17 protein-coding genes are annotated in these 24,676 nt (G+C 67.7%); 9 read left to right on the forward strand and 8 right to left on the reverse strand.

Annotation, left to right across the window (positions count from 1 at the left end; all coding sequences use genetic code 11):
- The first annotated feature begins 448 nt into the window (after positions 1–448).
- Genes H5J31_RS01520 through trpC form a run of 4 tightly spaced genes read left to right on the forward strand, consistent with a single transcriptional unit; the run spans position 449 to position 4,634 of the window.
- Positions 449–1,561: an NAD(P)/FAD-dependent oxidoreductase gene (locus H5J31_RS01520; RefSeq protein WP_181770580.1), complete on the forward strand. Its 1,113-nt coding sequence runs from the start codon at positions 449–451 to the stop codon at positions 1,559–1,561.
- 52 nt (positions 1,562–1,613) lie between these two features.
- Positions 1,614–2,573 carry a cucumopine synthase-related protein gene (locus H5J31_RS01525; protein WP_181770581.1) on the forward strand — a complete coding sequence of 320 codons (960 nt, stop codon included), beginning with the start codon at positions 1,614–1,616 and terminating at the stop codon, positions 2,571–2,573.
- Between the two features lie 48 nt (positions 2,574–2,621).
- The gene (locus H5J31_RS40365; RefSeq protein ID WP_181770582.1) at positions 2,622–3,800 is read left to right on the forward strand and encodes a cytochrome P450; all 1,179 of its coding nucleotides are present in this window, start codon (positions 2,622–2,624) and stop codon (positions 3,798–3,800) included.
- Between the two features lie 24 nt (positions 3,801–3,824).
- On the forward strand, positions 3,825–4,634 hold the full coding sequence (trpC, locus tag H5J31_RS01535; protein WP_181770583.1) for an indole-3-glycerol phosphate synthase TrpC: 810 nt from the start codon (positions 3,825–3,827) through the stop codon (positions 4,632–4,634).
- Positions 4,635–4,641: 7 nt separating this feature from the next.
- Here the strand turns inward: trpC and trpD are convergent, their stop codons facing one another.
- Positions 4,642–5,709: an anthranilate phosphoribosyltransferase gene (gene trpD, locus H5J31_RS01540; RefSeq protein WP_181770584.1), complete on the reverse strand. Its 1,068-nt coding sequence runs from the start codon at positions 5,707–5,709 to the stop codon at positions 4,642–4,644.
- A gap of 107 nt (positions 5,710–5,816) precedes the next feature.
- Here trpD and H5J31_RS01545 point away from each other — a divergent pair, with 107 nt between their 5' ends.
- Positions 5,817–7,202, forward strand: coding sequence for an aminotransferase-like domain-containing protein (locus H5J31_RS01545; RefSeq protein WP_181770585.1), 1,386 nt, complete (start codon positions 5,817–5,819; stop codon positions 7,200–7,202).
- On the opposite strand, the gene H5J31_RS01550 is transcribed toward H5J31_RS01545, so the two are convergent.
- Together H5J31_RS01550 and H5J31_RS40370 are read right to left on the reverse strand one after the other, a co-directional pair.
- Positions 7,150–7,764 carry an anthranilate synthase component II gene (locus H5J31_RS01550; RefSeq protein WP_181770586.1) on the reverse strand — a complete coding sequence of 205 codons (615 nt, stop codon included), beginning with the start codon at positions 7,762–7,764 and terminating at the stop codon, positions 7,150–7,152. The genes H5J31_RS01545 and H5J31_RS01550 overlap by 53 nt on opposite strands.
- A complete protein-coding gene (locus tag H5J31_RS40370) occupies positions 7,761–9,209 on the reverse strand; it encodes an anthranilate synthase component I family protein (RefSeq protein WP_207897268.1) in 1,449 nt (482 codons plus the stop codon). The genes H5J31_RS01550 and H5J31_RS40370 overlap by 4 nt, the downstream gene beginning before the upstream one ends.
- 141 nt (positions 9,210–9,350) lie before the next feature.
- Here H5J31_RS40370 and H5J31_RS01560 point away from each other — a divergent pair, with 141 nt between their 5' ends.
- Entirely contained in the window at positions 9,351–10,679 is a 1,329-nt protein-coding gene (locus H5J31_RS01560) for a class II 3-deoxy-7-phosphoheptulonate synthase (protein WP_181770587.1), read from the forward strand.
- A gap of 38 nt (positions 10,680–10,717) precedes the next feature.
- Here the strand turns inward: H5J31_RS01560 and H5J31_RS01565 are convergent, their stop codons facing one another.
- Genes H5J31_RS01565 through H5J31_RS01575 form a run of 3 tightly spaced genes read right to left on the reverse strand, consistent with a single transcriptional unit; the run spans position 10,718 to position 17,411 of the window.
- Positions 10,718–12,085, reverse strand: a complete 1,368-nt coding sequence (locus tag H5J31_RS01565) for a diaminobutyrate--2-oxoglutarate transaminase family protein (protein WP_181770588.1) — start codon at positions 12,083–12,085, stop codon at positions 10,718–10,720.
- Entirely contained in the window at positions 12,082–16,146 is a 4,065-nt protein-coding gene (locus H5J31_RS01570) for a Pls/PosA family non-ribosomal peptide synthetase (RefSeq protein WP_181770589.1), read from the reverse strand. Before H5J31_RS01570 ends, H5J31_RS01565 begins: the two co-directional genes overlap by 4 nt.
- Positions 16,143–17,411: an aspartate kinase gene (locus H5J31_RS01575; protein ID WP_181770590.1), complete on the reverse strand. Its 1,269-nt coding sequence runs from the start codon at positions 17,409–17,411 to the stop codon at positions 16,143–16,145. The genes H5J31_RS01570 and H5J31_RS01575 overlap by 4 nt, the downstream gene beginning before the upstream one ends.
- A gap of 395 nt (positions 17,412–17,806) precedes the next feature.
- On the opposite strand from H5J31_RS01575, the gene H5J31_RS01580 reads away from it, so the two are divergent.
- Entirely contained in the window at positions 17,807–18,772 is a 966-nt protein-coding gene (locus H5J31_RS01580; protein ID WP_181770591.1) for an aldo/keto reductase, read from the forward strand.
- A 74-nt stretch (positions 18,773–18,846) separates the two neighbouring features.
- Positions 18,847–19,239 (forward strand): hypothetical protein, encoded by a 393-nt coding sequence (locus H5J31_RS01585; protein WP_236004490.1) that lies wholly within the window; start codon positions 18,847–18,849, stop codon positions 19,237–19,239.
- A 27-nt stretch (positions 19,240–19,266) separates the two neighbouring features.
- Here the strand turns inward: H5J31_RS01585 and H5J31_RS01590 are convergent, their stop codons facing one another.
- Positions 19,267–19,701, reverse strand: coding sequence for a VOC family protein (locus H5J31_RS01590; protein WP_181770592.1), 435 nt, complete (start codon positions 19,699–19,701; stop codon positions 19,267–19,269).
- Positions 19,702–20,020: 319 nt separating this feature from the next.
- On the opposite strand from H5J31_RS01590, the gene H5J31_RS01595 reads away from it, so the two are divergent.
- Positions 20,021–22,270 (forward strand): PQQ-dependent sugar dehydrogenase, encoded by a 2,250-nt coding sequence (locus tag H5J31_RS01595; RefSeq protein ID WP_181770710.1) that lies wholly within the window; start codon positions 20,021–20,023, stop codon positions 22,268–22,270.
- Positions 22,271–22,367: 97 nt separating this feature from the next.
- Here the strand turns inward: H5J31_RS01595 and H5J31_RS01600 are convergent, their stop codons facing one another.
- Positions 22,368–24,347, reverse strand: a complete 1,980-nt coding sequence (locus tag H5J31_RS01600) for an APC family permease (protein ID WP_181770593.1) — start codon at positions 24,345–24,347, stop codon at positions 22,368–22,370.
- Positions 24,348–24,676 lie beyond the last annotated feature (329 nt).

A 24,676-nucleotide genomic window follows, 5' to 3' on the forward strand; every position in this document is an offset into this window, starting at 1 on the left:
ATGAAATCACTCAGGGGGATCACATTGCGCCGTGCCGAATAACCACCGCGTCCACTATTCGAACTGACAAAAATCCTTGATTCGACGGGACGAGTATTCGTTTCCGTCGCCTTGTCGCGTGAATTAAGAGCATATCCACTTTACCGGCATCGAGCCCGCAGGTCGTTCGACATGCGTGCACACTGGGGCTTTTCGCGACCCTGGCGGCGCCCATCGCCGTTTCGTCACGGGTCCATTCGGCGTCGCATGGTGAATATCGAACACCGGTCGACCACATAGTGATAACCACTCGATCGGACTAGTTCGGCATGTCGACGGCTGTGGTTAGCATGGGGACAACTGGGGCTGGGGAATTCAACTGGGGAAGTCTTTTTGCCTAGGTGGCTTTTGCGCTGGGGTCGATGGCGTGCGCCATCAACGAGGAGGGAATTTGATTACTGTAGGAGTAGTGGGTTCCGGGGTAATCGGGTCCTGCGTTTCTCTATTTCTGGCACAACGCGGCGTGCGCGTACATTGCGTGGATCGCGGCAGACCAGGAGGGCTCACCACCGATGTCAGCTTCGCGAGACTGAGCGCCTATCAGCAGCCGACGTACCGGCGTTTCGAGTTGAGTCATGCCGGAATCATCGAACACGCCCATTTCGCCGGACTGTTCGATTCGGCGCCCTGGTGGCATCCGACCGGCAGCCTGGCCTGGGCCGCCGCCGACGGCAGATGCGGCGTCAGCACGCGTTCCTTCGTGGAAGAAGCCGAACGACTCCGATCCTGGGGTTACCGCGTCATCTGGCATGACGCGGCGAAGGTGGGCCGGGAGCTGGAGCCGGCCATCCCCTTCTCCCCCGCCCAGACCCCGGTCGCGCAACTGCCCGAGGAAGGCTGGATCGACGGGCCGCGCATGGTCTCGTCGGTGCTGGACGCGGCGAAATCCATCGGCGAGCTGACCTTGTCGAACGCCGACGTCCAGGAGATCGAGCTCCGCGGCGGACAGGTGACGGCACTCCGGCTGGACAACGGGGAACGTCTCGAGGTCGACGCCGTCGTCAACGCGGCCGGGCCGCAGGCCCCCGCCGTGGCGGCGACGCTCGGATCGCCCATGGTCCGCGGTATCGCCGACCGCAGCAGTCTCGTGCTCGACCTGGCAGGCGACGGTGATCCGTTGCGGCACGTGCTGCGCGGGGCGGAACTCCACGCCCGTCCTGCCGGACCTGGCCGGGTGCGAGTGCGGTCCGAACAGGTCGATGCCGTTCTGACCGGAAAGACCGAGTCCGACCTCGGCCGCGACAATGTCGAGAACCTGCTGGACCGCGCCTACCGCACGATTCCGGCACTGAAAGCCTTCACGATCGAACGGAAACGCATCGGTACCGCGGTGTTCCCGGCGGATGGACTGCCCAGCGTCGGGCCGTTGTCCACCGTATCCGGCTATTACGAGGCGTTCGCCAACAGCGGTGTCATTCTCGCTCCGCTCATCGGGCGGGCCTTGGCGACCCAGATCACCACCGGCGAAGTCCCTTCACTCTTGCGCGACTGTTCACCCGATCGCCTTCGGGTAGCCGCGTGAACGTCAGTCAAACCATCGAGTAGATCACTGCCATATGTCCTTAGGGGGAAGCATGTCCGCCGCATACCCAGATCTCAAGGAATCCGCATTTCCCGATCTCAAGGAATTCACCCGGAAACTGGCGGCCGAGGAACCGTCGGAGATTCGACAGATGCGCACCGGAACGCTCAATGAAGCGCCTGGATCCTATGACCAGTACTTCACCACGTGGGATTTCGCGAACGGCATCGTTCGTGACTATTCGATGAATCTCTATCAGCTGGTCCGGATGGCCCACGACGAGAGCCTGCCCGTCGAGAACGTGTTGACGGTCTTCCGGACGTGGGACCCGATCTACAGCAAGTACCTCGGCTACAGCGGTTTCCCGACGCTGGCCGAATACGCCGAGCGGATCCACGCCCCCGTGGCGGACCGCAGCGAGCTCGTGGACAGGCTGGCCACCTTCACCGAATACGTCAACCGGCTGACCGCTTGGTCGCACCACTATTTCCCCTGGCACGTGGGCGAGCACTATCGCTACAACTCGAGCGAGCTCGCGCTCCGGCAGGAGTACACCCCCACGCCGGTCAGCGTCGCGGAGGAGCCGTCACGGCGCATTCCCATCCGGCTCACCTGGGAGCCGCTCGGTCTGAGCGTCGACGCCGAGCTCGCCTGCGACCTCAACGAGCGGCTGTGCGAGGACTTCCTCGCCTGCCTGCCGTTCACCGTGCTGCAGGACCACGCCGTGGTCAGCGGCGAGTCCATGTACGCGTGGGCGCCGTTGGTCAGCGTCGCGCCGACGCCGGTGACCGAGCGCATCTGCGACGCGCCACCCGGCAGGCTCCGTTTCAGCCAGGCGACCGGCAACAAGCTCATCGTCCAATACGGACCGACGACGGAGACCCTGCGCGGACCCGTTCTCGGCAAGGTGGTCGACGAGCACATCGACCGGCTGCCCAAGGTCGGCCAGGCGGTCTGGGAAAGCACCTTCCGCACGAAGGACCTCATCTGGATCACCGCGGAACGCCTCTGACCGCCGGCTCCGGCGGACACGCACCGAAGTTGTAGGGAGAGGCAGGAAGTGACCAGTACATCCAGCAAACCGACCAGGGATCTGTTGTTCCCCGATCTGAGCGACTCGATCGAGGAACGTATCGCCTGGTTCCAGCACCAGCACCGGGTCGAGCCACTGCGGCACCGTGCGGAATACAACCTGTGGGAGGTGTTCCGGTACGAGGACGTCCAACGGGTGCTGAAGGATCCGGACACCTTCTCGGTGACCAACAAGACCCACATGGGTCTGCCGTTCTCGTTCGGCCGGGCGGACATCCAGGAGCACCGCTTCCTGCGCAGTTTCGTGGCCCGTTCCTTCGTGCCGAGCAACATCGAAGGCCAGGCGTCCGACTTCGCCCCGATGGTCGACGCGTTGCTGAAGCCCGCACTGGCTTCCGGTCGCCTGGAGGTACTCGGCGATCTGGGCTATCCCCTCATGGAACACGTGATCGGGCATATGTTCGGGCTGCGGATCCCCGGGCCCGACCGCTTCCGGCAATGGTCGGACCAGATGTTCGGTCAGCTGGTCGGGATCTTCCAGCCGGATCACGCCGAGGTCGTCGGCATGCTCACCGATCAGCTCGACCAGCGTAAGCAGAAGCCGACCGACGATCTGATGAGCGCGTTGCTGCACGCACGGGCGAAGGACGACCGGCTGCCCGAAGAGAAGATCATCCACATGTGCCTGGACCTGGTGACGGCGGGCAACGCGCCGACATCACTGTTGCTGTCCTACATGTTCGCCAGGTTCTGCAGGAATCCGGAGTTCTACCAGTCCCTGCGGAGCGATCCTTCGCTGATCCCCGGCGCGATCGAGGAGGTCTTGCGCTTCGACTTCTCGTGGTTCAACCTCTGGCGTACCGCCCGGCACGACACCGAACTGGGCGGACGCGAGATCAAAGCGGGAAGCTACATCGTGGTCTGGGACTCGGCGGCCAACTTCGACGAGGCACAGTTCCCGGAGGCGCACCGGTTCGACATCACGCGCTCGCCGAACCCGCATCTGACCTTCGGGCAGGGAATGTACATCTGCCTGGGGCTGCCGCTGGTACGCACGCTCGGTCGTGTCGTAGTGGAGCGAGTGGTCGAGACCTTCGAAGAGATCCGCTTCGATCCTGAACGTCCGATGCGGACTCAAGAGCAGATGATCGACTACGTCGTCTCGCTCGACACGCTCGTGTCGCCGGCGAACGCGTCCGTTTCCTAGAAAGCGCGGACAGGGGGCGTCCAGGTGAACGTGTTGGCGGAAATCGTGGCCGGAGTACGCACGGACCTGCCTGCCCGGATGGCCGAGGTGAGCCCGGCCGCCATGCGCCGCCGCGCCGAGGCCCGTGGCCCCCGGATGACGCCCGACGCCGTGGGTGCCGCATTGCGCGGCACCCGCGGCGTCCGGCTCATCGCCGAGGTCAAACGCTTCAGCCCGGCCATGGGGCGGCTGGCGGCGATCGAGCGGCCGGAGGCGCTCGCCGCCGAGTACGTGGCGGGCGGGGCGGCCGCGATCAGCGTGCTGACCGAACAGAGACATTTCCGCGGCTCGTTGGACGACCTGCGTGCCGTCCGTGATTCGGTCAGCGTTCCTTTGCTGCGCAAGGATTTCATCATTGATCCGTATCAGCTGGCCGAAGCCGCCGCCGCCGGTGCCGACCTGGTGCTGCTGATCGTCGCGGCGTTGAGCGGGCGGCAACTCGACGGACTGCTGAAGGAGGCGGCCGAGTACGGACTGGCCGTGCTGGTGGAGACGCACACCGAGCGGGAAGTCGCGACCGCGGTGGCCGCCGGCGCCCGGATCATCGGTGTGAACGCCAGGGATCTGACGACGTTGCGGGTCGATCGTGACACTTTTCCCCGGCTGGCCGCCCGGATACCCGCCGACGTCGTCACGGTCGCGGAGTCCGGTGTACGGGGGCCGGCCGATGTCGGCTCGTACGCCGGAGCCGGTGCCGACGCGGTTCTCGTCGGCTCGGCTCTCGTCACCGACGACCGTCCCGCCGACGCGGTCGCGGCGATGCTGGCCGCGGGCCGGGGGGAGGCCGTGGAATGACCGCAGGCTATTCGGCCAGCTTGCCCGTCACCCTGACCCACTGGCCGAGCAAGGCCCCGGCGTCACCACTGTCGACGGCGCGAGCGGCCTTCTCGAAACACACACCCAGCCGCTCCGTGATCGGCGCGGCGCCGGGTGTGGCCGAGGCGAGGCCCGCGGCGGCGGAAAGGAGGACCGCGTCACGGACCGGCCCTGGTGTGCCGTCGAGGAAATCCAGGGTGATCTCGGCGTTGCGCGCCGGCCCTCCCCCACGCAACCGGTCCGGTGACACCAGTGGGATACCGAGGTCGCGTGGGTCGAAGGTCTCCTGCCGAACGGTGCCGTCGTACACGGTCCACACCTGGGAGGTCGTGGTGACCGTCAGCTCGTCGAGTCCGTCGTCGCCGCGGAAGACCAGGGCCGAGCGTCCTCGACGGGCCAGGACCCCGGCGACGATCGGCGCCATCCGGGCTTCGGCCACACCGATGGCGGACGCGGCCGGCGCGGCGGGATTCGTCAACGGGCCCAGCACATTGAAGACCGTCGGTACGCCGAGTTGCCTGCGTACCGGGGAAGCATGGCGCATCGCGGGATGGAACACCGGGGCGAAGCAGAACGCGATACCCACCTCGGAAAGCACTCGGGGCACCGTCGCCGCCGGAAGGTCGATGACGACGCCGAGTGCTTCGAGCAGATCGGCGGAACCACACTCCGAAGACGCCGACCTGTTGCCGTGCTTGACGATCCGCGCTCCCGCCGCCGCGGCGACGATCGCCGACATGGTGGAGATGTTCACCGTGCCCGCCTGGTCACCACCGGTGCCGACGATGTCCAGCAAGGGCCCGTCCACGGCGACCTCGACCGCATGCGCTTCCATCGCCCGCACCAGGCCGTCGAGTTCCGGCACGGTCTCCCCTTTGGACCGCAGGCCGATCAGCAGGCCGCTCAGCCTGGCCTCGCCGGCCGCGCCGCGCATGACCTCTCCCAGTGCCCACTCCGTGTCGTCCGCGGCGAGGTCACGCCCCTGGGTGAGCGTCGAAAGAATTTCCGCCCACCGCTTCCGATCCGTCTCGATCGTGGTCTCCCCGCCCGCCATCGTTCCTCCTCCGCTCAGGTGCCGTATTCAGCGTTCCAGGCGGCGGAGGTACCGGCCAAGACCATTCGACACCGCTTGAAGCGGACCATTTCCGTCGTGGGGGAAGAATGTTGCCGATCACCATCGACCGTGATTCGCCGTTGTCCTTGACCGCGCAGGTCGAATCGGCGATTCGTGAACGGGTCACGGACAGCACGTTGCACCAAGGGGTGCGGCTACCGTCGAGCCGGACGCTCGCCGCGGACCTCGGGGTCTCGCGCGGCGTCGTGGTCCAGGCCTACGAACAGCTGATCGCCGAGGGATACCTCAGAGCCACGCAAGGATCGGGCACCCAAGTGGCGACACATCTGCCTCGTCTCGGCGCGGCCGGGGCAAGGCGGCCCGCCGAGCTCGCGGACGTCCGGTTCGACCTTCGGGTCGACGCGACCAGTACGGCGTTCTTCCCCGAACGTGAATGGCTGCACGCCTACCAGCAGATGGCTCGCTCGATCGGGGGCACCGGTCCCCGGCGGCACCCGCTCGGTGTCGCGGAACTGCGTACCGAACTCGCCGCGTACCTCGGCCGTTCGCGAGGGGTACTGACCGGCGCTTCCGAGGTCGTCGTCGCCGCGGACTTCGCGCATACCTTCGAGGGCCTGTGCCACGCCCTGCACGACCTCGGGGTCGACCACATCGCCGTGGAGAACCCCGGTACGCCGTGGCTGGCCGGGATCGCGGAACGCGCGGGCCTGCGAGTGACCGGAGTCCCGGTGGACCGCGAGGGCATCGACGTCGAAGCGCTCGCTCGATCCGAAGCCCGGGCGGTGCTGGTCACTCCGGTCTCACAGGTACCGACCGGTGTCATGCTCTCGGCGAGCCGCCGGAAGGAGCTCCTGCGCTGGGCCGACCAGGTGGACGGCTGGGTGGTCGAACACGACCGGGACGGCGACCTGTGGTTCGGCGCCGGCAGCGGTCCGCTCGCCCTGCAACGGCATCGGACGCACCGGGTGGTCTACGCCGGGTCGACGCGTGGCCTGCTCGGTCCCGGCCTGCGGCTCGGCTGGTCGGTGGTACCCGGCGTGGTCGCCGAACGGCTCGGCCGAGCACGGCTGGGGGCGCCGGACGCGCTGACCCAGCTGGCGTTCGGCCACTTCGTCTCCTCGGGTCTGCTCGATCAGCACATCCGGCAGATCCGAGGCACCTGCCGGGCGAGACGCTCGGCTTTGGGAGACGCCGTCGAGGAACACCTGCCGGGTGCCCGGATGACCGGTGTACCGGCGGGCACGCACGCGTACGTCGCGCTGCCGGCCGGAATCGACGACGGGCGGCTGGCCGTCGAAGCCAGGCGGCGATCGGCTCTCGTCCAGCCGGTCCGGTACTTCCAGCTCGACCGCCGCCCGGTCTCGTCCGGGGTGGTGCTCGGTTACGGCGCTGTGCGGCGCGGGCGGCTCGCGGACTCCGTCAAGTTGCTCGCGAGCGTGCTGGGCGAGGTCGGCGGTCTGCTCGCGTCCTGACACCGGCCAGGAAGTTCGCCATCATTCTCGTGCCGTCGACGGTGGCGACGCTCTCCGGATGGAACTGCACGCCTTCGATGGGCAGTGCACGGTGCCGCATTCCCATCACATAGCCGTCGTCGAGAGACCGTGCCGTGCGGACGAGATCGGCGGGCAACGGCTCGGCGACGACTATCGAGTGATACCGGGTGACCTCGTGCCGCTCGGGCAAACCCGCGTACACACCTCGGCCGTCGTGCTCGATCACACTCGTGCGTCCGTGCATGAGGTTGTCCGCGAGCCGGACCGCACCACCGAAGGCCAAGGCGATGGCCTGGTGTCCCAGGCACACCCCGAGCAACGGCACTTCGCCCGCGAACCGGCGGGCCAGGGCCACGTGGCCGGAATCGGCGGGATGACCGGGGCCCGGTCCCAGCACGACCGCGTCCGGTCGCGTCGCCGCCAGCTCCTCCGGTGTGCGGGTGCCGGAGCGTACGACCACGGTGTCCGCACCGAGCTGTCGCAGATATTGGTCGATGATGTGGACGAAGCTGTCGAAGGCGTCCACCACGAGCACCTTCACGCCGGCTCCTCCCCGGTGAGGGCCCAATAGGTGGCCCCCATCTTGGCCAAGGTCTCGTCCCATTCCCGCTCCGGTTCGGACAGCGCCACCACACCCGCGCAACTCTGCGTGGAGTACCGGTGGTCACCCGGCGACGGCTCGTGGTGCGTGATCGTCCGGATGCACAACGCCAGCTCGGCCCAGCCCCGCAGGTCGACGAGACCGACGGCGCCCGCGTAGACGCCGCGGCGCTCGACCTCGATCTCGTCGATGATCTCCATCGCGCGCAGCTTCGGCGCCCCGGTCATCGTCCCGGCGGGGAAGGTGGCGCACAGGACGTCCCAGACGTCACGTCCGCCTGCCATCGTTCCGGTCACCGTGGACACCAGATGGAACACGTGCGAGAAGGCCTCGACCGCCATCAGGTCGTCCACCGAGAGGGTGCCCGGGCGGCAGACCCGGCCGATGTCGTTGCGGCAGAGGTCGACCAGCATGACGTGCTCGGCCTGTTCCTTGGTGCTGGCCACCAGCTCCTTGATCCGGCGCTCGTTGTCCGCACCGGCCGGGTCACGGCGTGTGGTGCCCGCGATCGGTCGCATGGTGATCCTGGCGTCGTCGTCGACCCGGAAGAGAACCTCCGGGCTCGCCCCGACGAGTGTCTTGCCCGATTGGGTGACCAGATACATGTAGGGCGAGGGATTTCGGTGCCGCAAGCGGCGGTAGACCTCTTCCGGCGTCAGGTCGCTGTGCACGTCGATCCGGTGCCCTACCTGGATCTGGTAGATGTCCCCGACGCGGATGTGCTCGAGACAGCGCTCGACCCAGCCGAGGAAGGTGCGCTTCTCGACGGAGTCGCGCACTGCCCGCGGTTCGGTCGCTTCCGGCATCGGCCCATCGACACCGGGAATGTTCCGCAGGACGTGCTCAGGCGGCGGCTCCGGGAGGTCGGGCCCGGTGGCCACGTGCACGACCGGTGGTGCGCCCTCGCGGTCGAACCACATGGTGTGCTGGAACAGGGTGAGCGTCAGGTCCGGCACGTCGGGTTCGCCGCGGCGTGGCGGCAGTTCCTCCATCACTGCGGCGGCGTCATAACCGACGGTGGTGAGAAACCCGAAGGCGAATCCGCGCACCTCGGTCCGCACCCGGAACGAGCCGGTGACCTCGCGCAGCGTGTCCCAGACGTTCGTCGTGGTCCGGCCGCAGAGGGCCCGGAGCAGATCCGCCACCCGGCCGTCACCCCGCACGGTCACCTCGTCGCCGATCACGGAGATCTCGGCCAGCCTGCCGAACCCCACCACGGTTCCCGTACTCCTGCGGGAGTCGAGATTGTCCCGATGCAGGTCTTCCAGTAGGTAGACGTCCTCGGCGCCGAACCGACGGCACAGTGCGTTCCGCACCGCCAGTGCGGACGCGGTGGTTCGCACGGTGATCGCGTCGACGGCGACGTCCACGAATTGCGTCCTCACGCTATCGCACCTCCCTATTCAGCCGCTGGAAAAGAAAACCAAGCCGGGAGCGCCGGCGCCCAGACCACTTCGGCTCCGCTCGACCGGACCACTCGGCGAATTCATTGCGCACAAGCGCGAAATCATGGTGATCTGCCTTTCGTGACGAATTCCGAAGTACTCGCCCCTTGGCGGGACGCGACCGCGGCGCACCAGCCGGAATGGCCGGATCGCGCCGCCCTGCGCGAAGTGCTCACCAGGCTGTCGGCCGCGCCCGGTCTGGTCACCCCGCGCGCGTGCGACGAACTGCGGCACCGGCTCGCGGAGGTGGCCTCCGGCCGGGCCTTCGCGCTGCAGGGCGGCGACTGCGCGGAGACCTTCGACGGTGCGACACCGAGGGCGATCCAGGACAAGACCAAGACTTTGCTGCAGATGGCCGTCGTGCTGACCTACGCAGCCGCGATGCCGATCGTCAAGATCGGCCGGATGGCCGGGCAATACGCGAAGCCGCGATCGAGTTCCACCGAGACTCGCGACGGTGTCACCCTGCCGGTGTACCGGGGCGACGCGGTGAACGGCTACCCCTTCGATGCCGCGGCGCGGCGACCGGATCCGGCACGGCTGTGGCGGATGTACGAGGCATCGAGATCCACCTTGGGCATCGTGGACGGGTACGCGCGTAACGGATACGCGGGCCTCGATCAGCTGCATCGATGGAACCGGGACTTCGTGGCGAACTCGCCGTCGGGTGCCCGGTACGAGGAGGTGGCCTACGAAATCGATCGCGCGTTACGGTTCATGCGCGCCTGCGGTGCCCAGCCCGAAGAACTGCGCTCAGCCGAGATCTTCGCCAGCCACGAGGGCCTGCTGCTGGACTACGAGGACACGCTCACCCGCTCCGATCACGGCACGGGACGGGACTATGCCACCAGCGGTCACATGTTGTGGATCGGCGAACGCACCCGCGCGTTGGACGGTGCCCACGTCGCCTATTTCAGAAGCATCGCGAATCCCGTCGGAGTCAAGCTCGGCCCGGCGACGACACCCGCCGAAGTGCAATCCTATGTGGACATCCTCGACCCGGACCGCGAACCGGGCAGGCTGACCTTCATCACCCGGATGGGCGCGCGGCAGATCCGTGACCGGCTGCCCGCCCTGATCCAGGCCGTCCAAGCCGTCGACGGAGTGCCTGTCTGGATCTGCGATCCGATGCATGGCAACACCTTCACGGCCGCGAGCGGCCATAAGACACGGCTGTTCGACGACGTCGTCGACGAGGTGCGCGGATTCTTCGAAGTCCACCGCGCACTCGGCACGCATCCCGGTGGCGTCCATGTGGAGTTCACCGGCGAGGACGTGACCGAGTGCGTCGGTGGCAGCGACGAAGTCCTGGTCGACCACCTGCATCACCGCTACGAGTCCACGTGCGATCCCAGGCTCAACCGCAGTCAGTCGCTCGACCTCGCGTTCGACATCGCCGAGCTACTTTGAGCGGTCGGTCGTTTCCCGCGTCGATCGAAGTCGATCTCCTACCAGGTCCGTCCACAATGCTCGATCGCGTCGAGCAGGATGGTGCCGGCGAGGTCGATCACCTCGGCGGTCACGGTGAGCGGGGGCATCAGCCGGATCACGCTGTCGTCGCGACCGCCGAGTTCGACGATCAGCCCTCGCCGCAACGCGTACGCCTGGACGGCGCGGGCGTACTGGCCGGCCGGACGGCCGTCGCGGCAGGCCAGTTCGATCCCCCACATCAAGCCGAGACCGCGGACTTCGCGGACCCAGGGCCGATCGCGCAGGACGCCGAGACGTCGTTCGAGCTGGTGCCCGCGGTGCCGGACGTTGCCCAGCACGTCGTCGCGCCGGACGACGTGGACGGCCGCGGTGCCCGCCGCGAACGCCGCCTGGTTGCCGCGGAACGTGCCCGTATGCGCGCCGGGTGCCCAGCCGTCCAGTCGCTCGTCGTAGAAGATGACCGCCACCGGCAGGCCCATTCCGCTCAACGCCTTCGAAGCGATGATCACGTCGGGCTCGATGTCGTACTGCTCGAACGCGAACCAGGTCCCGGTACGGCCACAACCGGTCTGCACCTCGTCGACCACGAGCGGGATGTCCAGCTCCCTGGTCAGCGCGCGGACACGCCGGACGAAGTCGTGGTCCGCGGGGATCACCCCGCCTTCACCCTGCACGATCTCCAGGAGTACCGCGGCGGGAAGGGGAATTCCGCCGTTGGGGTCGCGCAGCGACCGCTCCAGCAGACCCACGCAGTTGGTTTCGCAGGTGTCCCGGGAAAGTCCCAAAGGGCACTGGGCGCAGTAGGAGTACGGGAAGAAATGGACGCCGGGTACGCCGTTGGCTATCGGCCGTTTCTGGGCGACGAGCCCGGTCAACGCCATCGCGGCGTGACTCGACCCGTGGAATCCGCCCTGGAAGGACACCAGGTCGCCGCGACCGGTCGCGGTCTTGCAGAGCTTGATCGCGGCGTCCACGGCGTTCGCCCCGCCCGGACCGCAGAAGTGCATCCGCATTCGCGAACGCAGGCCCGGGGGCAGCATCGACAGCTGGGCGTCGACGAACTCGCGTTTGGCCGGCGTCGGGAAGTCCAGGCCGTGCGTGAGCACGTGCAGTTGTCCGGTGGCCGCGTCCACCACTTCGGGATGGTTGTGGCCCAGGGAAAGCACGCCCGCTCCGGCCAGGAAGTCGATGAAGACGTTCCCGTCCACGTCCCACAGGTAGCTGCCGTCACCACCGGCGATCGCGATCGGCAGGTTGCGGGGGTAGACCCGGGCGTTGGATTCCCAGCGTCGCTGGTGTTCGAGGAACTCCGCCGAGCGGGGGCCGGGCAGGTCGCCGTCGACCCGCGGCGACAGGGCCGGTTTCGCCGTGGGGGTGTGGGTCATGGCAGTCTCCTTGCCGCGGTGGTGATCTCCGGTGCCGTGTCGAGTTCGACCGCCGGGTTGGCCTGCCAGCGGGTGCGTGCCGGGGCGGCGGTGCCCTTCATCAGGAACGCGTCCGCTTCGACGATCGCCCCTTCGCCCATCGTCACTCCATAGTGGACGAACGCCCCGGTGCCGATCGTGCAAGCGTCGCCGATGACGATGTGATCGGATTTGAACGTGCCGTCTTCCAGCGAATGTCCTTGCAGGACGGTGTGCAGGTTGAGCACACAGTCGTCGCCGATGCTCACCAAGGACCGCTCCGGGATGGCGCATCCGTCGTCGAAGACGCGGCGCCCGATCCGGACGCCGAGCCGACGCCAGAGGAAGGTCTTGAACGGGGTCCCGTCGAACAGCGCGAGGTAGCGGGCGGGACTCATCTTCCAGAACCGCTCGTGCCGCCAGAAGACCGGATCGTAGATCGAGCAGAACCGCGGTCGCATCGCCCGGAAACCCTGCACCGCGAGTTCGGTCGAAACGAAGAACGCGACGGAGAACAGGAGCGTGGCGATGATGCCGCCGCCGACGGCGAGTGCGCCGAGCCGTTCGTGCAAGGCGCCGGCGGCCGTCCCGACCAGCCCGATGCCGAACAGGTGCAGCCAGTGCACCAGCAGGTAGACGAGGATGGTCAGGGTGTTGTGCCGGTTCTTCGCCCTCAGCCCCCGGCGCAGCGCGTCTCCCGTGCCGAGATGCTCGAACCCGGTGTCCCGGCGGACGGTCCGGGGGATCTCGAACGCGGGAGAGCCGAGCAGGCCGACGTTCTCCCGGATCGGCCCGTCGAGCGGTACCAGGACCTTGGTGGCCAGCAGGCAGTTCCGGCCGATCCGGGCGCCCGGCGGGAAGGCGATCTCGTTGCCCAAGAACGCCTGCGGCGCGACGGAGGCCCGGCGCAACCGGAAGGACGACGCGGAGAAGTCCGCGTTGAGCAGCGAAAGCCCGTCCGAGACCATCGTCCCGGTGCCCACCGTGCTGAGGAACGGCGTCTCGTGCTTGACCTCGACGCCGAAGTTGGATCCGGTCTGCTGGACCTTCGACAGGTCGTACCCCAGTCCGCGCAGGTAGTGCACGATGTAGCTGCTGTCGCCGAACAGGTAGGTGTACGCGCGCAGGTTGGTCAGGCGCGCGATCGTCCGCTGGATCGCGAAATGCCTGCCGTAGAGCGGATAGACCCGGTCCGGCCGGAGGAACCGGTTGAGCAGGCGGGGGATCGTGAGGACGACTGCGAGCCCGAGAAGCAAAGCCCCGAAGTACAGCAGCGCCGAATTGACGATCTGGTCGCGATAGAAGGCCCAGTTCGTGAAGTCCGCCGATGCCGTGAACCAGCGTTCGGTGAGCACGTCCGCGCCTCCGAGGGTCGCGGGAAGTGTCACCAGCAGCAGGAGCAGAAGGCTGGACACGCAGAAGGCGAACGGCCTGAGCCTGCTCCGTGTGACCGTTCCCAGCGCGCGGTAGTCCACTGTGGAGGCACGGGCCGGCGATCCGTGCCAGGATTCGCCGCCGGGCACGGACTGCCCGGAGTTCAGGCAGGACGAGTGGCCGAGTTGCGCGTCCTCGCCGAGGGTGGTGCCGATGTCGAGCACGGTCATCTCACCGACGAACGCGTTGTCGCCGAGGGTGACCCGTCCGGTCTGGATCCTGCCCGCCCTGGCCCGATAGCACGGGAAGAACGCGTCCTTACGGATGACCGCCCCGGCCCCGACGCTGAGCAGATCGGTGCAGACCGGCGGATTCCGGGACAGGATCACCGCGCCCTTGCCGATATCCGCGCCGAGCGACCGCAGGTAGAAGGAGTACAGCGGTGTTCCGGTGAACAGCATCAGCGGGCTGAACCTGATCAGCGTCTTCGTTGTCCAGAAGCGTAGGTAGCCGAGGCTCCACAACGGGATCTCCCCCGGTTTCCACCGTCCGACGAGCAGCCATTTCACCAAGATCGGCAGCACGGAAAGGACGACGAAGACGACGAGGCCGAGCCCTGCCGCGCGCAGATAGCCGTCGACGAACCCGGTGGCCTCGGCGATCCAGGCGAACCCCGTGTCCAGGATCCAGCCCGAACCGGCGGCATAGGCGAGGAAGGCCAGGAACTGGAACAGGCCACAGAGGACATAGGAGCCGGTGCCGGCACGGTAGGGCTCCTCGGCCCGCGCGACCGTGCCCGGGGTCATGGGCGGAAGCGACTCGGCGAGACCGCGGACCGTGGGATTGAGGTACACGTCCTTCGCCGACAGCGGCGCCAGGTCTCCGCGCTCCCGGACAGCGGCGCAGAACTTGGCCAGCAGCAACGAGTCGGCGCCGTAGTCGTCGAAGAAGTTGCCCGTCGCCGAGATCCGCTCGACTCCGAGCACACGCCCCAGCGCTTCCGCCAGCCGATGTTCGGTCTCGGTGGCCGGTGCCACGTAGTCGGTGTGGCTCGCCGCCCGCGGATTGCTCGGTACCGGGAGGTTCTTGCGGTCGGCCTTGCCCGCCGGTGTCAGGGGGATGTGGCCGAGCCGTTCGAGATAGGCGGGCACCATGTACCCCGGCAGCAGCTCCCCCAGGCGTCGACGCAGTTCTCCGGCGTCGATGTCCGCGCTGTCGCGCCGCAGGCTGTAGTAGGCGACCAGTTCGGTCCTGCCCGGCTCCGGATGGTGGATGTCGACCACCGCCTGGGCGATTCCGGGGATCCGCAGCAGGACCGATTCGATCTCCGTGAGCTCGACGCGGTAGCCGCGGATCTTCACCTGCGTGTCGGCGCGGCCGTGGTATTCGATCTCTCCTTCCGGTGTGATCCGGCCCAGGTCGCCGGTGCGGTAGATACGGCGGGACGGGTTGTATCCGATGTCGAGGAAGTCCGGGATGAACGCGCGTTCGGTCAGGTCCGGCCGGTTCAGGTACCCACCGGCGAGCCCGACCCCGGCGATACCGATCTCCCCCGGTTCGCCCGCCGCCAGGGCCCGCGGCTCGTCCGGATCGAGGATGACGACCGAGTAGGTGGGCAAGGGCACGCCGATGGTCACCGGCCGGTCCGGTTTCAGCACCGCCCACGTCGCGGTGACCGTGGCCTCGGTCGGGCCGTAGACGTTGAGGAACCGCCGTTCCGGACGGAACCACCGGCGGACGAGGTCTTCGGGGCAGGCCTCGCCGGAGACCAGGAGGAACCGCAGCCGCGGCAGGTCCTCGTCGAGGCTGGCCAGCAGGGTCGGGACGCAGCACAACGCGGTGACCTCGTTGTCCCGCAGGAATTCGAGGAGTTCGTGACCCACCAGGCTGGTACCGCCGGGTTTCGGCACGAGCGTCGCGCCGGACAGCAGCGGCACCCAGATCTCCTCGACCGAGAAGTCGAACGCGATCGTCATGCCCTGGTAGACCCGATCGGTGTCCAGGATGCCGTAGACGTCGGCGGCGACGCGGACGAAGTTGCAGATCGCGGCATGGTCGATCGTCACGCCTTTGGGGCGCCCGGTCGAGCCGGACGTGTAGACGATGTAGCAGAGTTCGTCGGCCGGAACGCCCTTCTCGGCCTCGCTGAGGCGTGCGCCCGGCAGGGCGGCGATCCGGTCTTCGTCCTCGTCGAGGCAGAGCAGATCGACGCTGCCGGGCTCGAACCGGTCACGCAGGCCGGAGGTCGACACCACCAGCCGGACTCCGGCGTCCTGGACGATGTAGCCCAGCCGATCGTCCGGGAAACCCGTGTCCAGCGGCACATACGCGGCGTTGATCTTGAGCGCCGCGAGCATCGCGACGTAGGGATGCACCGGCTCGTCGAACAGCAGCCCGACCCTGTCGCCGGGCAGCACGCCGTGCGCCCGCAGACGGCGGGCCAGGCGATTGGCCCGCTCGTCCAGACCGGCGAAGGTGAGTTTCGTGCCCGCCGCGTCCACCGCGAGGCGATCACCGAGGCCGTCTGCGCTCAACCGGTCGCAAAGTCCCTCGTACAACTGCTCCAGCCGCTCGCCGGCACGCCATCGGATCCGCTGTTCGTGGCCCTCGCACGTCAAGACCAGCCCGTCGGTGGTGAACGAACCGGCGGGCTGTCCGTACGGGCTCATGTCCGGTCCTCCGACAGGCCGAAGGAGTCGTGCAGCGCGCGGACGGTCGTGTCGACGGCGTCGGCGGGAATGACGGCGGTGAGCCTCGACTGCGAGGTCGTCATCGCCGGCACGGTGACGCGCTGATCGGCGATGATCCGCAGCAGTTCGGGCAGACAGCCGGGTGGATCGAGCAGCGCCGTGCCGATCACGGAAACCGAGCCGAGTTCGTCGAGGACCGTGGAGCGGGCTCCCAGATCCATCGCGAGCGCGGCGATCGGTACGCCGAGCGGCTCCGAACCCCGCACGGTGAACCGCAGTTCGCCGGGATCGGGCCAGCTCAGGTTGTCCGGTTTCACCCCGTGGGCGGCGAGGCTCGTGAGTACTCGGGCGTAGTGGTCCGGGCCGGAGGCGGAAACCTGGACCCGCACCAGCCGCACGTCGCGTTCGTGGGCGATGCCGATGACCCGGGGAGCGCCCTCCATCGGCGGTTCCTTCGCCGTGACCACGGTGGAAGGCCCCGCGATCGAGGAGTGCTTCACGTGGACGGCGATCCCATGACGGCGGGCCAGCTCGACGGACCGGGGATGCAGGACGCGGGCACCGAGGCCGGCGAGCTCGACCATGGCGTCGTAGGAGATCGTGCGGACCGGACGGGTGTCCGGCACGATCCGGGGATCGGCAGTGCGGACACCGTGGACGTCGGTGAGGATCTCGCATTCGGAACCGCCGAGCGCGGCCGCGAGCGCCACGGCGGTGGTGTCGGACCCGCCACGGCCCAGTGTCACCAGTTCGCCGTTCGCGTCGCGTCCCTGGAATCCGGCGACCACGACGACCTGGACGTCACGCAATCTCGCCAGGATCCGGTCGGGATCGACCCGCACGATCGTCCCCGCTCCCGGTTCGCCGCTCACCTCGATTCCCGCCTGGTCACCCGAGAGCGAGACCGCTCCGACCCCGCGCTCGGCCAGCGCCAGGGCGAGTACCGCGGCGGCGGCCTGTTCGCCGGTCGCCATCAGCTGATCGAGCTCCCGGGGAAGCGGCGGCTCGGCGAATTCCGCGGCCAAAGCGATCAGCTTGTCCGTGGTGTCCCCCATGGCGGACACGACCACGACCACCCGATCGCCCGCTTCGGTGAGCGCGGCCACTTCGGTGGCCACGTCGCTCACCATTCCCGGTGTGGCCAGCGACGACCCACCGTATTTTCGTATGACCAGTCCCCCGCTTCGTACCGACCGTAAGGATGGAGCCAACCCGACATCGAGATCCTGGGAAGAATTCACCATTTTCCTTAATAGATCGCTATCATGAGTCAGAGTTGCACTCGCCACGGAAGTGCTTGCAGGACAACACTTCTTCAGGTCCAGGGCGTGGCCGCCGGGCGGCCGGTGCGACAGAAATGGAAAGTAGTGCGAGAAACTTTGCGCGGGTACCTCCATCCGTACGAAAGCGCAGACCGCCCACACCTTCAGGCCATAACACGATGACATCGAGCAAGGACATGCGGATGAACAGCCCACTTCGATGGAATTAGGGCAAATGAATGAAGTATTCGCATCGACTTCGAAATTCGGCCGGATATCCGAGCCGGGGTCCGGAAATTAATTAGTCAGCGCACGGAAAGGTACGATATCCTGCCTCGGCGGGGAGAAATCCGTCAAAGCGGTCATGGGGGTTGATAGTGAAGTCGAACCGGCTCGGACACACCGACGTCGAGGTGACGCGATTGGGATTCGGCGGCGGACCGCTCGGCGGACTGTTCGCGCCACTGGACGACGAGACGGCCGCGGCGACGCTGGCAGCGGCCTGGGACGGCGGGATCCGTTACTACGACACGTCACCGCATTACGGCATCGGGCATTCCGAGCGCAGGATCGGCGAGTTCCTCCGTGGCCGACCGCGTGATTCGTTCACCCTGTCGACGAAGGTCGGCCGGCTGCTGGTGCCGCAGGACGCCGACGGGAACCTGGACCCGGCCGGTTTCCACGTGCCCGCGACACATCGCCGGGTACGAGACTTCACGCGCGACGGAATCCGGCGCGGTGTCGAGGATTCGCTGGAGCGGATGGGCTTGGACCGGATCGACGTCCTGTACCTGCACGACGCCGAGGAATTCTTCGACGACGCGCTGCGCGACGGCTACCCGGCGCTGGCGGAACTGCGATCGGAAGGGATCGTCGGCGCGATCGGTGCCGGTATGTACGACACGGCCATGCTCACCACCTTGGTGAAGGAAGCGGACGTCGACGTGGTCATGCAATCCGGCCGTTACACGCTGCTCGACCACAGCGCGCTCGACACGTTCCTGCCCGCCTGCGAAGAACGCGGCGTCTCGGTGATCGCGGCGTCGATCTTCAACTCCGGGCTGCTCGCCGTACCGCGGCCGGACGAAACCGCGTACTTCGACTACGAGGCCGTGACACCGGACATCCTGGCCCGGGCGAACAAGATCGCCGACGTCTGCGAAGCGCACGGTGTGACACTTCCCCAGGCGGCCATGGCCTTCCCACTGCGGCACCCGGCCGTCGCCGGGATCGCGGTCGGGATGCGGTCCGCCGAGGAGGCACGGCGCAACGTCGAGTCGTTCGCGATGGAGGTGCCGGCGGGGGTCTGGACCGATCTTCGCGCCGCGGGTCTGATCCTGTGATCGCCTTAGCGGAAAGTTAGCGGTCCCGCCTACCGTTCGCGGATCGATCACCGAGCGCGAAGGCAGGGAAACGCATGTCGATCTCAGCGAACGCGAAAAGGGTCACCACCGTGCTGTCGATAGCCACGGCCCTCTCGGCAGGGGTCTTGACGGGCACCGCGTCGGCCGACGTCGAGGTCGTCTGCAACGCGTACTACTGCAACTCGACGAGCGGGAAGGACGGCAAGATCAACCGGGTGGACGCGCTCCGCGGCGAACTCATCCTCGGCACGACGGGCTTCTTCGAAGTGTTCCTGCCGGACGGCACCAAGCGCACCGGCCCCACGAACACCGCGCGAAACCACTTGTTCTATATCAACAAGACCTTCAACTCCGGGCTGATCTGTCTTCGGTACTTCGAGCGCATCAAGCCGGGCGTATTCCAGGAGCAGGGCAAAGCGACCTGCACCAGCATCCCCATCGACTGACTCACGCGGCGGTCTCACCGCACGTCGTCAGTCGAGGCAGAACTCGTTTCCCTCGATGTCCCGCATGTTGATGCAGGACTCGTTCTCTTCGTCGGCGAGCAGAACCTGATCGCGGATCGCGCCGAGCGCGACCAGCCGCTCGCATTCGGCCTCGAGGACCGCGAGGCGCTCTTCACCCACGAGTCCGGTGCCGACACGCACGTCGAGGTGCACCCGGTTCTTGACGACCTTGCCCTCGGGAACGCGCTGGAAGTACAGCCGCGGCCCCTCCCCTGTGGGGTCACCGCACGCGAACCCGGCGCCCCGGCGCTCGGGCGGCAGCGAATTCTCGTAATCGTCCCAGGTGGCGAACCCCTCGGGAGGCTGCGGAACGACGTATCCCAGGATCTCGCACCAGAAACGGGCGACGCGCTCAGGATCCGCGCAATCGAAGGTGACCTGGAACTTCTTGATCGACGCCATGGTTCGACCCTATCCCTTGAGACTTCGGGCGACGGCGGCGTGGTCGGTCCGGGCCGGACGGCGCGCGAGGCGCTCACCTGTCCCGGGACGATCATCGCGTCCCCACCGCGAGACCGTGCCGCGGCGTGTCTTTAGCGGTTTGTGCGCATTTCTCGTAGAGCCGTAACAACTTTCGGTCTTCTCACGCCATACCGACTGGAGTCGCGTTCGTTCCGGTCCCCCGGCGCAGGAGGAGTTCGTTGTGATGGGTTCTCGCCGTCCGCTGTTCTCGAGAAAATCACTGTTCCCGCGAAGATCACGACGAGCGCTGGCGGTGGGCGTGGTCGGGCCGCTCGTCGGCGCCCTCGCGGTCGCGGTCGTCGCCACGGCGCCCGCCGAAGCCGCGGTTCCCACCGGTTTCACCGACACGGTGGCGATCGGCGGGCTCAGCTCGCCGACCGCCACCGCGTTCGCGCCGGACGGCCGGGTGTTCATCGCGGAGAAGAGCGGCCTGGTCAAGGTCTTCGACTCGCTCGCCGACACGACGGCGACGGTCTTCGCCGACCTCCGCACACAGACACAGGACTTCTGGGATCGCGGCCTGCTCGGGCTGGCCGTCGACCCCGCCTTCCCCACCAGGCCGTACGTCTACGTCTCCTATACCTTCGACGCGCTGCCCGGCGGCACCGCGCCGCGGTGGGGTGACGCCTGCCCGACCCCGCCGGGCGCCACCGCCAAGGGCTGTGTCGTCACCGGCCGGATCTCCCAGCTGACCATGGGCCCGGCCGGCACGGCCGTCAGCGAGAAACCGCTCGTCACGGGCTGGTGCCAGCAGTTCCCCAGCCACTCGGTCGGTTCGCTCGCCTTCGGGCCGGACGGTGCCCTGTACGCGGGCGGCGGCGACGGCGCCAGCTTCAACTTCGCCGACTACGGCCAGGTCGAGAACCCCTGCGCCGACCCGCCCTCGCCCGCCGGGACGAACCTCGCGCCGCCGACGGCCGAAGGCGGCGCGCTGCGTTCGCAGTCACCGCGACGTCCCGCCGGGCAGCCGGTGCTGCTCAACGGTGCGTTGCTGCGCCTCGACCCCGACACCGGCGAAGGCGCACCCGGTAACCCCTTCGCGAACAGCACCGACGCCAACGCCAAGCGCGTGATCGCCTACGGCGGGCGGAACCAGTTCCGGTTCGGCTTCCGGCCGGGTACCGGCGAGCTGTGGGCCGGCGACGTCGGCTGGGACACCTGGGAGGAGATCAACCGCGTCGCCGATGTCGGCGACTCAGTGGCGGAGAACTTCGGCTGGCCCTGTTACGAGGGCAACGCCAGGCAGGCCGGTTACGACGGCGCGAACCTCGACCGGTGCGAGTCCCTGTACACCTCCGGCGGGCAGGCCGCGCCGTACTACGCCTACAACCACAACGCCAAGGTGGTCGCGGGCGACCCGTGTCCCACCGGTGGCTCCTCGATCAGCGGCATCGCCTTCGAATCCGGGAGCAACTACCCCGCCGAGTACGCCGGCGCGCTGTTCTTCGCCGACTCCTCCCGAGGGTGCATCTGGGCCATGCAGACCGTCGCCGGTCAGCCGAGCCCGAGCCGCCTGGTGCCCTTCGTGACCGGCGTCAACATCCCGGTGCAGGTACTCACCGGCCCGGGTGGCGACCTGTTCTACGTCGCGCTGGGCAGCGGTGAACTCCACCGCGTGAGCCGTCCCGGCGGCACCAACCGGCCGCCGGTCGCGGTCGCCACGGCGAGCCCGACGAGTGGCCCGGCGCCACTGGCCGTCCAGTTCGACGGCACCGGTTCCACCGACCCGGACGCCGGTGACACCCTCTCCTACGCCTGGGACCTCGACGCCGACGGCGCGTACGACGACTCGTCGGCCTCCCGGCCGACCTGGACCTACACGACGGCCGCCGCCGTGGACGCCGGCCTGCGGGTGACGGACTCCCACGGCGCGAGTGCGACGACGGCGGTGCGGGTGACCGTCGGTACCCCGCAGGGCCTCGATCCGGTACCGGTCATCGACAGTCCGACCGGCACCCTGACCTGGTCGGTCGGCCAGACGGTGCCGTTCTCCGGCCGCGCGGTCGACGCCCAGGACGGCCAGCTCCCGCCGTCGGCGCTGACCTGGCGGCTCGCGATCCGGCACTGCGCGGCCAACGGGACCTGCCATACGCACAACGTCCAGGACTTCCCCGGCGTCGCGTCCGGCTCGTTCGTCGCGCCGGACCACGAATACCCGTCGTACCTGCAACTGACCCTGACCGCGACCGACTCGGGCGGCCGCACGGGCAGCAAGACCGTCGATCTCCAGCCGAAGACGGTGGCGCTGAACTTCACCTCCAGCCCCAGTCAGGCGATGCTCACCGTCGGCGGGACCCAGCAGCGCACGCCGTTCTCCCGGACGGTGATCGCCGGATCCACCAACTCGATCAGCGCGGACAGCCCGCAGAACCTGCCACCACTCAACCTGAAGTACGCCTACACCGGCTGGGCGCACGGCGGCGCGCGGACGCAGAACATCGTCGCACCGGGTACTTCCACGACGTACCAGGCGAAATACCGGCTCTGCTGGCTGCTTCAGCCCTGCTGACCCAGCGTCCCGGTCGCGTCCCGGTCGCGTCTCGCGGCCGGGACGCGGTCGTTACCGTGCTCATCGATCCTGGACTCGACGATGCCGAGGTCCGGCGTCAGCCGACGTGGATCCCGGGCCGCAGCGCGGGATCGCGTTCGCTGGTGCGGATGATCTCGCGAACCACCGGGGCGGTATCGCCGCGGCCGAGGATCAGATAGCGGAAGAGGTGGCCGAGCGGGTTACCCTCGCTCCATTCGAAATGGCACTGCGGCCGTACACCGGTGGCGTCGCGCAACGCCAGCAGGATCGCGGCGATCGCGTTCGGCGCGGCCGGGCTTTCCACTCGCAGGACACGGAAACCGTCGATCTCGACGCCGCGAACCTTCAGTACGTCGCTGAATCCCGAAGGGTCGATGACGTCGACCTCGAGGAACAGGACGTCAGCGGCGCCCGGAACCGGGTTGAGCCCGCGCTGTTCGGCCTCCTTCGCCCGGTATTCCTCGGCGTCCCCGGCTTGACGGCGGTTCGCGATGATGGTCAGTGCGCCGTCGTAGGTGATCGAGTCGGTGACGAACCGGCGCGCGGGCTCGTCGAATTCGATGTGCTCCACCCGCAGTTCCGTGGTGCGTGTGACCCGTGAAACCAGCGACACGGCGATGATCCCGAGGATGAAGAACGCGGAAATGGTGAGGCCGTCGGGTTTCTCGATGACGTTCTCGACCAGCGCGTAGATCAGGATCAGCGTCAAGACGGCAAAGGCGATGGCGGCCTTGCGCTGACGACGGCGGGCGGCGGAGATGGCCACCGCGACCGACGCGGACACCATCATCGCGAGGATTCCGGTGGCGTACGCGCCGGCTTGGGCGTTGACGTCGGCGTTGAAGATGATGGTGACGAGGACGCAGATCGCGGTGTAGACGAGCACGACCGGGCGCACGGCGCGGGCCCAGTCCGGGGCCATCCCGTAGGCGGGCAGGTAGCGCGGGACGATGTTGATCAGTCCGGCCATCGCCGAGGCGCCGGCGAACCACAGGATCAGGATGCTGCTGATGTCGTAGGCGGTCCCGACCCATTCGCCCATAAGTTCGTGCGCGAGGTACGCCAGTGCGCGGCCGTTCGCCTCGCCGCCCGGCTTGAACTGTTCGGCCGGGATCAGGACCGTGGTGACGAAACTGGTCGCGATCAGATAGACCGACATGATGAGCGCGGCGACGGTGAGCAGTTTGCGGGTGTTGCGGATCCGGTCGGCCAGCCGCTGCTCGTCGTTCTTTCCCTTGGCCGCGACGAGCGGCATCATGCTCACACCGGTCTCGAATCCGGACAAACCGAGCACCAGCAACGGGAACGCCAGGATCGCCGGGCCGACGACGCCGCCGAAGCCGCCCCCACCCGAGGTCAGCGCGTCGAGCCAGCGGTCGAGCGCGGCCGGCTCGGTGAAGACCTCGCCGATCCCGGCGACCACGACCACGGCGTTCAGGATCAGGAAGATCGCCACCAGCGGGATCGCGACCCCGACCGCCTCACTGAATCCGAGCAGGAACACCCCGCCCAGGATCAGCAGCAGGATCACCGTGATCAGCACCTCGTGCCCGTGCAGGAACGACGGCACGTGCGGATTCTCCAGCGCGTGCACCGTGGCGTCGGCCGAGGACAGGGTGATGGTGATGATCCACGACGTCGCGACGAAACCGAGAAGCACCAGGACGAAGAGTTTGCCTCGCCAGAACGGCAGCAGATTCTCCAGCATCGCGACCGAACCCTGGCCGTGCGGGCTTTCCTTCGCCACCCGCCGGTACATCGGCAACATGCCGAGCAAGGTGAGCGCGACGATCAGCAAGGTCGCCAGCGGCGAGAGCGCACCCGCGGCCAGCGCCGCGATGCCGGGCAAATAGGACAATGTGGAGAAATAGTCGACTCCGGTGAGGCACATGACCTTCCACCACGACTGCGGAGTGGTGTGCTCCTCGTGGCTTTCCGGCCCGACCGGCTGCACCCGGTGCTCCATCAGCCACCGGCCCGCCCTGCTCGACGGCCCCGGTTGCCGGTCCGGGCTGTCCACCCGTTCCGGAACAGCGAACTCCCCTGCTTCGGTCATACCGCGCGCCTCCCCGAGAATCCTGTGCGCGCACAGCATGCCCGACCTCATCCGGGGAGACTGATCCGGTATGCCCCCGACGGGGACCGCGTAAGCGGAAACACGAAGGGGCCGACCCGCGCCAACAGACCGGCCCCCGTCAAACCCTGCCTAGAGCGTCAGACCAGCCATCCGAGCACGTGCGCCAGGTGCGCGAGCAGACCGGAGATCAGGTCGTGACCGTGGTGCACGTGCTGGGTGAACATCTGCATTGAGGGGCTCCTTGTTCGGATTTTCGTGTTCAGTTGTGCTCTCGCGAGGAGCGATCGAAGATTTTCACCACGTTGGCG

This window comes from Amycolatopsis pittospori, assembly GCF_013870525.1.
Classification (GTDB): Bacteria; Actinomycetota; Actinomycetes; order Mycobacteriales; family Pseudonocardiaceae; genus Amycolatopsis; species Amycolatopsis pittospori.